This window comes from Microcoleus sp. Pol17C6, assembly GCF_036701145.1.
In the GTDB taxonomy this organism is placed as follows: domain Bacteria; phylum Cyanobacteriota; class Cyanobacteriia; order Cyanobacteriales; family Microcoleaceae; genus Microcoleus.
Map to the genome: position 1 here is coordinate 1 of NZ_JAUBQH010000108.1, position 8,499 is coordinate 8,499.

Below are 8,499 nucleotides of genomic sequence, written 5' to 3' on the forward strand. Positions count from 1 at the left end.
TTTCTCGTTGGTTTGAGGTTTTTGTAGGCGCAAGCGGGCAGCGGGAATCGAACCCGCATAGTTAGCTTGGAAGGCTAGAGGGCGATAGTTCTGAACTGCTTGTCTGCAAGCATTTCTAGGGATTGCGCTATTGGGGTCTTAGAGAATTGTATTCATTCTGTATTCAAATGGGTATTATGGGGGTGTTGAGTTGACAGAAAATTATGGTCAATCTTCCACCGAGCAAAGCTAAAAAAGGTTCCGTAGTCGTTCAAACCAATCAGGGGCGACTACGCTTGCAGATGCCGAGACAGCTTTATGGGGGCAATCAAAAATTCCTGTACCTGAATCTGGCAGATACCCCGGAAAACTGGGAACTGGCAGAAGCTAAAGCACGGGTGATTGAATCTGATATCAAGTTTGAGCGGTTTGACCCCACGCTCAAGAAGTACAAGCCGCAGACTCACTTGACTGTTGTTGAAACTGTCAAGCCTAAGCCGGAACTGACACTGACGAAGCTGTTTGCTAAATACTTGGAGTTCAAGAAGCCAGCACTCAAGGCGACAACTTTCAATTACTTGGTGACGGGCATTCAGAGCTATGTTGACCGCTGCCCTCATCAGCCTCTGTCGGAGGACGGTGCGTTGCAGGTACGCGCGTGGCTGCTGGAGGATACGACTAACAGCATGACTAAGAGGATTTTGACTCACCTAAATGCAGCGGTAAAGTGGGGGATTAAGTTCAAGATTGTCAAGGGTTTAACTGTATCCCCGTTTGAAGGGATGGCAGCAGAATTGCCTAAACATAACTGGGAAAGTGACCCGGAGCCAAACGCATTCACAGCGCAAGAAAAAGAGCTGGTATTAGAGGCTTTTAAGAACCATAGAGGTACTTGGAACGGGAGGGGAGAAACCGGGCAAAAGTTTTGTTTTTACTACCCGATGGTGCAGTTCTGGCTGCTGACTGGATGCCGTCCCTCTGAAGCTGTGGGCTTGAGGTGGTCTGACATTGCTCCTGACTTTTCTCACATTGTATTTAACGGAAGTATACAGCACCCAAGTGGAAAGGAGACAAGGGTTGACGGCAGTAAAAACAACAAACGGCGTAAATTTCCTTGCAATCAAGAACTGATTCAGTTGCTGAAAGGTATCAAGCCACAAAATCTGACTGACAAAGATAGGTTGGTTTTTCCGTCACCTGTTAAGGGCGGGGCGATTAACTACAACAATTTTACCAAGCAGGTGTGGCATAAGTTGGTTGACCCGATTACTGAAAGCACCCGCCAACATCAACAGGATTGTAAGACAACTACGCCTTACTCTTGCCGGGATACTTTTATCAGCGAACAGGTAGGCAAAGGTGTACCGAGTGCGGTGGTTGCTAAATGGTGCGATACGTCGGAGAAAGTGATTAATGCCGTGTATTTAGACGGCAAGATTTTGGAGCATTTACGCCCGCTTTGATGCTGTTAATATGTTGACTCTACGGGCAACTTTTGGGACACAAAACTTTACAGCCACCTATTGACACGGTGGCTGTAAACCTGCACTCTAAAGGTAAGGAAGATTGATGCGCGACTGACAAGCGTTTGCACCGCTAGCCAAGTCACGACTTCTACAACGATTCTCTGTCAACCGTTGGAGCTTAATAATTATGCCAACTTCGGCGCGGTTCCCTGATGGGCGATCGCAAGTCTTTACATTTCGCCGGCGCGAACTTTTCCAGCAAGCAGTGTCGGCTGCTTTGTTGTGTCTTGTCCCACGCACTCAACCTGTAGCTACCCCTCTCAGCGTACTCCCTCGACCCGAATTCGCGATCGGCGATTTAGTTGCTCAAGATTGGATTGGTGAATTTGGCGAGAAGTTTGTTGATTTTGGTGAGGTTTTAGGAGTCCGCTATTTACCAGAAGGATATTCAAGTTATCCCTCTGATAGTTGGCTGTATTACGTCTTTTGGACGCATACCACTTCTGGTCTCGATGACTTGTACCCGTGTTATGACGGTGAGCCGACTATGGCTAGCACTTTGAGGGCGGCAAGTCATGTCTAAATCTCCTGTCTCTTGCCGCCGTATTGACCACCTAAAAACAGTTGCTTATTCTTGCGGTCTTTGTGATACCGAAGCCCGAAAGTTTGGCAAGCTCACTGCTACTAAAACATGGGAAGCATTACTAACTTCGCACGGTCTAGAGTTCGATCGCAAATCTGAAATCACGCCTATTGACGGCTTGACCGTTTCCACTGAAAACCCACGCCAGATTAATTTGCTGGAATGGGTGGATTTTGGGCAAGCCTTCGCTTTGGCTCTTGCGTCGGTTGGCTTTGCTGTGCTGATTTTGGGATTGTTCCCCCGCATCAATCCCCTCAACTTACTCCCGGTAAAAATCACAATTCAGGTAGGTAAATAATGGGAACAATGACTCGACTATTCGGTGGCGATAGCAGCGACGCTATCAGCCACAAGAGCGACAAGCTGATGGCTCCGACTGATGTCAGCGCGATTACACCGCTCAATCCTGGCAACTTTACCAGCATCCGCACCACGCCCGTAGTAGATGCCCCGCGCTACTTCACCGAGGAAGAGGCAGGCGCAATGAAGAAGCTGGCAAAAGAAAAGACCGAGGGCGCTCGCCACGCTAAAAAAGCCTACAAGTCGCTAACGCAGATTGAAGAGGCTGATGCAAAAGTCCACAAAAGCCACCGCAAATATGAGGGAGCGGTAGCTGTCAATGAACTCACCAAGAAGAAAGCTGATGTGGGCTTAGCTAAGAAATTGCACGGTTTGCGTCCCGGATATGCCCGCCTAGGTATTGGCTTGGAGAAAGCAGAGAACCGTGCTACTGAACGGATTGAAGCTATAAAAGCTAAGTTACTGGGAGGCACGGAGCAATGATAAAGGCGATCGCACTTGGCAACAATTTCCTGCTGACTGCGATTGCCTCCAGCTTTCTTTGCTGGTTGGCATCGCTCCATCATTCTCTGCTGTTATTTGTGCAAGCATTGTTCGCATTTAAACTTATTGTCAGTGCTAGCGCTTGGCTGCTAGATGACGCAATTATTGCCATCCTGAAAATCGATTTACTGCAATTCAGGTTCAGATTGATTGCCAGTACGATCGGAGCTTTAGTGGGAGCGGGGGTGATGTTGTGTCGCTCTTGAAAGTGTCGGTTTTGTCTCTATCGGGGCTTACTCTCTGGCTAGCTCCGCCATTCATTTTTTCCCGCAAGATTCCCCTGCATAATTTCATGCAAGGTATCGCCCTGGTGTCGGGTTTCGCTTGCTGCTTTGAAGGTCGCCGATGTGCCCTCAAGGTCGCTAAAGAGGCGGACTTCGAGGCGATGAAAGAGCGGGCGATTGATGCTGATGTGGCTGACGAGCTTAGCACTTCGATCTATGTAGCCGAGCAACAACGGCGGAAGGAAGCTGAACAAATCTTGAACCCTGTCGAACATCTCGAACGCGCTCTGGCATTGAGTTGTGACGATGATGAACACTCTGAACATTCAGACTCAAATCAACTAGCTGAACCTTCGGTGAACGCTGAAAATGAACGCGCTGAACGGATACTCGAACTCAAGGCAAAAGGCTGGGGCAAGTTAAAAATCATTCTTGAAATCTGGGGGCTGACTAGAGGGGGCGGGGCAAAATACAAGGCTGCTGAGGCTGAGTACCACCGCGTCATCGGGGAGTAGCACCAAATGTGCACTCGATTTCCGAAACCCATAGGGTTTCGGACGCACAACGCAGTCCCAAAATATGCACACCAAAAACCAACCCTATAGGGTTGGCGTACACACAGCATACTCCCAGAATCGAATGGCTTTGTGCAAACCTATAGGGTTTGACGGTCACACCTACTACTACTTTCTTGCTGCATTGCCGTATTAACGTCTACTGCTACAATAAGTGCAAGCGATTCTCCCAAATGGATTCCACGGTTTGCGGCTAACAGGGGGAGTAAGGGAATCGCATATGGCAAGGGATGTAGAGAGAATGGCCGCTGATAGCCCACGTCTCCCGGCCTCAATACTTTCACCTACCCTCAAGTGGCAATCAAGGATAGGCGACTAAAGCCAGTCGCCTATATGTATTCAATGGCTTAAAACTATACACAACGCAAAAAACCGCTCTCTCTATGTTTTGACGACTCAGAAGAACGGTTTTTGCTCAAACTCGCTTTGGGGCGAGCAAGATTCCATGTACAACGATTCTACTCCGATCGACGGTAAAGTTTCAAGCACTTCTAAATTTGATATCCGCGACCATCTAGACAAGCTAGAACCAGGCAAGGGCAAAAATTTCTACACTTGCCCGGTGTGCGAAGGTCGGCGACTAGGTATCGACCCCAAAAGTGCAAAATTTCAATGCTGGAGCGGTGGTTGTAGCACTGACGATATCCGTGAAGCTATTCGGCCACTGGCTGATTTCTTGGCAGAGCGCAACGGAGAGCAACCCCCACAGCCAGCAAGAAAGCCGAAGGCTAAAAAGAAAGAATATCCACCCGCGCCAATTCCGATCGGCGCAAAACTTCTCAGGTTGCCCGCGCCCGGAAAATCACCACGCCCTGAGCAGCCGAAGTATTTTCCCAAGGATGTTCCACCCAACGCTCTGCAGATTACTTACAACTACAGCGACACTCAAAAAGTTTTGCGCTATGAGTGGCCAGACGCAACTAATCCGAAGGGGCACGATAAAACCTACAGACAGGTACACATCGACCCCAACGGCAAAGAAGTTTGGACAAAAGGCGATGCCCGTTGGTCAGCGTATAAAATTGCCGAAGTTGTTGAGCTTCTAAAATCTGTACCAGACAGTCAGGCAGTTGCAATTTTGACAGTTGAGGGCGAGGAAAATGTAGAACTTGCACGTGGCAACAGTATCGCAGCGCTGACGATGCAAGGGAGCAATTGGAGTCATCCCGAAATTCAGATGATGCTGGAAGCATTGCAGGCAACAGGAAAGAATATTGTCCTTGCGAAAATACGTGACAACGACGACGCTGGAATCAAGAAAGGACAGGAAGTCTGGCTCGTTGCGCGTCACATTCAACTTCCGTGCATAGTCATTGACCCGCGCGTCATTTACCCCAACATCCCAGAGAAAGGAGATATCCGAGAAATCTTAGAAGCGATCGGGCCGGATGAATTCTTGAGCCGGATGAACGCAGAAATTGCATCGCAGGCTCAAAACCCGGAACCTCTGCCAGCAAAAGTTTTGACTCATCCAAAGTTTGAAGCCCGCGAACTTTCAGAGCTAAAAACCGAAGTCTGCCAACTCCTAGAGGAAAATCTCAAGCGCTCCGACCTGACAATTGCGATCGGAACCCTGTCACAGAAATACGGGAGGCCAACCCAAGAAATTCGCTCGCTCTATCAGGAGCTGGAGCAAGAACTGGAGCAAGAGTCCGACCTTGCAGACACGAGAATTGGAATTGAACAACTACTTGCCTCTAAGTCTGCCAGCGTCAAACTCTCAGAAATCTTCCCTGAATCCCTAGCTACCCCGGTCGAAGAAGTAGCACGACGCATGAACCTAAAACCTGAGTGTTATGCGCTGGCACTGATTTCTGGTGTCTCAAGATTCTTGAAGAATGGCAGCAGCACAATGCTTGTAGAGGAATGGAACAGGTATCGGTGTCGGACTTTTGGCTACTTCGGGGCCCTTATCGCTGAGTCAAGCCAGATGAAGACCCCTGTATTGAATGCCATGATCACAGACCCGCTGGCAGCAATGCGACAAAAGAATCAGGAAAAGTTTAATGCCCAAGAAAAAGCCTACAAAGAGGAGCTTGAACTATGGAAAAACAGCAAGGATGAGAACAAGGGCCCCGCGCCTGATGCCCCTGTAGAGACAATCCCCTACATCACTAAAGCTACATGGGAGGGGATAGCAGGGATGGTAGGCCGGAATCCCATTCAAGGGATACTCTGGCTGTGCGATGAGCTTGCAGGATTTTTAAAATCAGCCAACCAGTACCGCAGTGGCAAGGGAAGTGATAAAGAGGACTTGCTGGAATGTTGGAGCGGTAACGGTGCTGTAGTGGCACGTGCAGCCGGCACTACCGTCAACGTCGGTGCGGTATCCCTTTCTATTTATGGAAACATCCAGCCCAAAGTCTTAGAACCCTTTCTGGGAGATGGCAGCGACGACAACGGAACCTTTGCCCGATTTGACTTTGTGCAACAGCCACCAGCCTTAACCCAGATAACTTTAGGTGTGTCAAAGATTGACATCAACCCGATGTTGCAAGCGCTCTACGAAAATGTGGACGCTATCCCGATGATGCAATTCGAGCTAGATGAGGAAGCCCGAAAGTTGTTTGTGGATTATTACAACCACTGCCAGCGACTCCGACTAAATCATCCCAAGCAAGGGATGCGAGCAATGTTAGGTAAGGCTGCTGAGAAAGTTGGTCGCGTCGCAACCATCCTCCACTGTATCCACGCTGCACACATGGGGATTGAGGTTTCCTCCAAGATTCCGGTCGGTCAAGTCGCTGCTGCTATCAAGTGGGTTGAGTACACAACTCAACAAGCTTTGAGCATAAATATTGAGGTTTGCAGCCCGGATGCTCTTGAAAGCAATCTCGCAAAAATTATCTCACTGGCAGAACGCAAGGGGGGCACGGTAACGGCACGAGATGTCTTACTCAGCTTTAACCCAAAATACCGACCCACTTCGCAAAAAATCCGAGACTGGTTCGGAGAACTGATGACCATGAAGTATGGAGAGGTTACACAAAAAGGGAACAGTATTCTGTTTTCTCTCAATCCAACGTCCACAGTGTCCACAGTCGCTCAAAACTCATACGCAGCAAGCATTACAACTGTGGACACCAACATCCACACCACGTACACAACGTCCACACTTAGCGAACAAAAACACCAAATTTCAGAGGCAACTGTGGACAACTGTGTACGTGGTGTGGACACTAACGTACACACCCTTAAATCCTCTCTAGATATGCCTTTGGATTCTAGTGTGGACAGTGTGGACGTTTTTACACCTTCTCCTAAAACCTCTCAGTCCTCAATGATGAGCTGTACTACAGAAACCGCTAAATCAACGGCGACCTCTGCCAAGAAGCCTAGAACTTTTGAGATAGGCGATCGGGTCGTGGTCAAGGATGTTGGCGGCATTTATCAAGGTGCACGAGGTGAGGTTGTGGACAATATCTACAGCCGTGCTGGCACTAGCTACTTGGTCAGGTTCGATAAGCCTGTCAAAAACATTCGGCAATCAGAGTTTGAAGCTTCTGACCTTATGAAGCTTTAAGCCTTCGGTTCGAGGGGTTTTGGGAGGGTTGAAAATAGTTTTCGTTTTCTGCAACCCTTGACAGTTGTCTAAAAGTTGCTTAATGTGGTTGCATAAGTAGTTACGCAACTTTTAGGCAACTTTATGACAATCCCATCGTTAGTCCAGGGCTTGATAGAGACAGAGGACGGCAAGGTATTTGAGCTAGACTCCCCCGAGGGTTCCGCATGGTTGGAATCGATCGGCTCTTTCAGGTTTGAGCCAAGCGGGGACAGCAAACCCTACACAGTCCGCAAGGAATCAGGTATTTATTGGTACGGTTGCAGAAAAGTTGCCGGCAAAGTACGCAAAAAATACATCGGTAAAAGTTCAGATGTAAGCATTGCAAAGCTTGAGGAGATTGCAGAAGCTTTAGAGACTCCCCCATTACCACGGGTTAACAAGGTTGTAGAAGTTACTAAAAAGGTTGTACAAGTTGCTGAAGTTGCAGAAACCTCTACCGATAGGCTAACAGCATTAGAATTGCAGGTAGCTAATTTACAGAAAGCGCTTGAAGCCTTGCAGGAGACACTGCCGGGAAAGTTAGAGTCGGGTGATTCTTTAGAGTTGCCCAAGGTTGATAATGAGGTTATAGAACAGTTGCAGAATCGGTTAGGCAACCTACAGGCAGAGAATCGACAATTAAAGCAAGATGTTGATGACTTGATGAAAAGCCACCAAGTGGCTAGAGAAGCCAGCGACAACTTGATCGCGATTCTCAAAGACAACTGCCGACACGCAGAAGAAAAACGAGATGAAGCCCGCGCCAACTATGCCACGCTGCTAGAATCCAGCACCGCAGTCACCAATAAGCTAAGAGGGGAAGTGCAGGAATTGCGATCGCAACTTGAGACAGAACGCGCCCATCGGAAAGAAATCGAGATACAACTCTCCGACCTGAGACAACAATCAGTCACTGCCAGCGAGTTGCCAGAAGCGGCCGACTTGCTCAATCAGTTAAAAGGGCGGCGCAAAAAGTCGAAGGCGGACTTAGGAGATATCGACGCTATTCTGGGGCTTTTAGCGGAAGAGAACGACTCAAACCCTGTGTAGGTATGGATTGTATTCAATTTGTATTCAAACGAGGCAAATTGTATTCAATTTGTATTCAATTTACAGTCAATCCGACCCCTCGAAAACCGAAAAAAGCAGCAATAAAAAACCTCAAACCGTTGATTTCTCGTTGGTTTGAGGTTTTTGTAGGCGCAAGCGGGCAGCGGGAATCGAA

Annotated in this window: 8 protein-coding genes; all 8 read left to right on the plus strand. The window is 48.4% G+C overall.

The features are described 5' to 3' along the window. The first annotated feature begins 203 nt into the window (after nucleotides 1-203). The 8 genes from QUA25_RS28090 to QUA25_RS28125 all read left to right on the plus strand — a co-directional run bounded on the left by QUA25_RS28090 (nucleotide 204) and on the right by QUA25_RS28125 (nucleotide 8,324). Entirely contained in the window at nucleotides 204-1,442 is a 1,239-nt protein-coding gene (locus QUA25_RS28090; protein WP_333042930.1) for a tyrosine-type recombinase/integrase, read from the plus strand. A 190-nt stretch (nucleotides 1,443-1,632) separates the two neighbouring features. Then, nucleotides 1,633-2,028, plus strand: coding sequence for a hypothetical protein (locus tag QUA25_RS28095; RefSeq protein WP_333042932.1), 396 nt, complete (start codon nucleotides 1,633-1,635; stop codon nucleotides 2,026-2,028). Next, nucleotides 2,021-2,386 (plus strand): hypothetical protein, encoded by a 366-nt coding sequence (locus tag QUA25_RS28100; RefSeq protein ID WP_333042934.1) that lies wholly within the window; start codon nucleotides 2,021-2,023, stop codon nucleotides 2,384-2,386. The genes QUA25_RS28095 and QUA25_RS28100 overlap by 8 nt, the downstream gene beginning before the upstream one ends. Continuing rightward, nucleotides 2,386-2,871 carry a hypothetical protein gene (locus QUA25_RS28105; RefSeq protein WP_333042936.1) on the plus strand — a complete coding sequence of 162 codons (486 nt, stop codon included), beginning with the start codon at nucleotides 2,386-2,388 and terminating at the stop codon, nucleotides 2,869-2,871. The genes QUA25_RS28100 and QUA25_RS28105 overlap by 1 nt, the downstream gene beginning before the upstream one ends. Further along, a complete protein-coding gene (locus QUA25_RS28110; protein ID WP_333042937.1) occupies nucleotides 2,868-3,137 on the plus strand; it encodes a hypothetical protein in 270 nt (89 codons plus the stop codon). The genes QUA25_RS28105 and QUA25_RS28110 overlap by 4 nt, the downstream gene beginning before the upstream one ends. A 2-nt stretch (nucleotides 3,138-3,139) precedes the next feature. Further along, nucleotides 3,140-3,670, plus strand: coding sequence for a hypothetical protein (locus QUA25_RS28115; RefSeq protein WP_333042942.1), 531 nt, complete (start codon nucleotides 3,140-3,142; stop codon nucleotides 3,668-3,670). 505 nt (nucleotides 3,671-4,175) lie between these two features. Further along, nucleotides 4,176-7,253: a DUF3987 domain-containing protein gene (locus QUA25_RS28120; RefSeq protein ID WP_333042939.1), complete on the plus strand. Its 3,078-nt coding sequence runs from the start codon at nucleotides 4,176-4,178 to the stop codon at nucleotides 7,251-7,253. A 123-nt stretch (nucleotides 7,254-7,376) separates the two neighbouring features. Further along, nucleotides 7,377-8,324 (plus strand): hypothetical protein, encoded by a 948-nt coding sequence (locus QUA25_RS28125; RefSeq protein ID WP_333042940.1) that lies wholly within the window; start codon nucleotides 7,377-7,379, stop codon nucleotides 8,322-8,324. The last annotated feature ends 175 nt before the right edge of the window (nucleotides 8,325-8,499 follow it).

Coding starts and splice junctions, on each gene's coding strand:
- QUA25_RS28125 (WP_333042940.1), top strand. CDS start 7,377: ATGACAATCCCATCGTTAGTCCAGGGCTTGATAGAGACAGAGGACGGC.
- QUA25_RS28090 (WP_333042930.1), top strand. CDS start 204: ATGGTCAATCTTCCACCGAGCAAAGCTAAAAAAGGTTCCGTAGTCGTT.
- QUA25_RS28105 (WP_333042936.1), top strand. CDS start 2,386: ATGGGAACAATGACTCGACTATTCGGTGGCGATAGCAGCGACGCTATC.
- QUA25_RS28110 (WP_333042937.1), top strand. CDS start 2,868: ATGATAAAGGCGATCGCACTTGGCAACAATTTCCTGCTGACTGCGATT.
- QUA25_RS28100 (WP_333042934.1), top strand. CDS start 2,021: ATGTCTAAATCTCCTGTCTCTTGCCGCCGTATTGACCACCTAAAAACA.
- QUA25_RS28120 (WP_333042939.1), top strand. CDS start 4,176: ATGTACAACGATTCTACTCCGATCGACGGTAAAGTTTCAAGCACTTCT.
- QUA25_RS28095 (WP_333042932.1), top strand. CDS start 1,633: ATGCCAACTTCGGCGCGGTTCCCTGATGGGCGATCGCAAGTCTTTACA.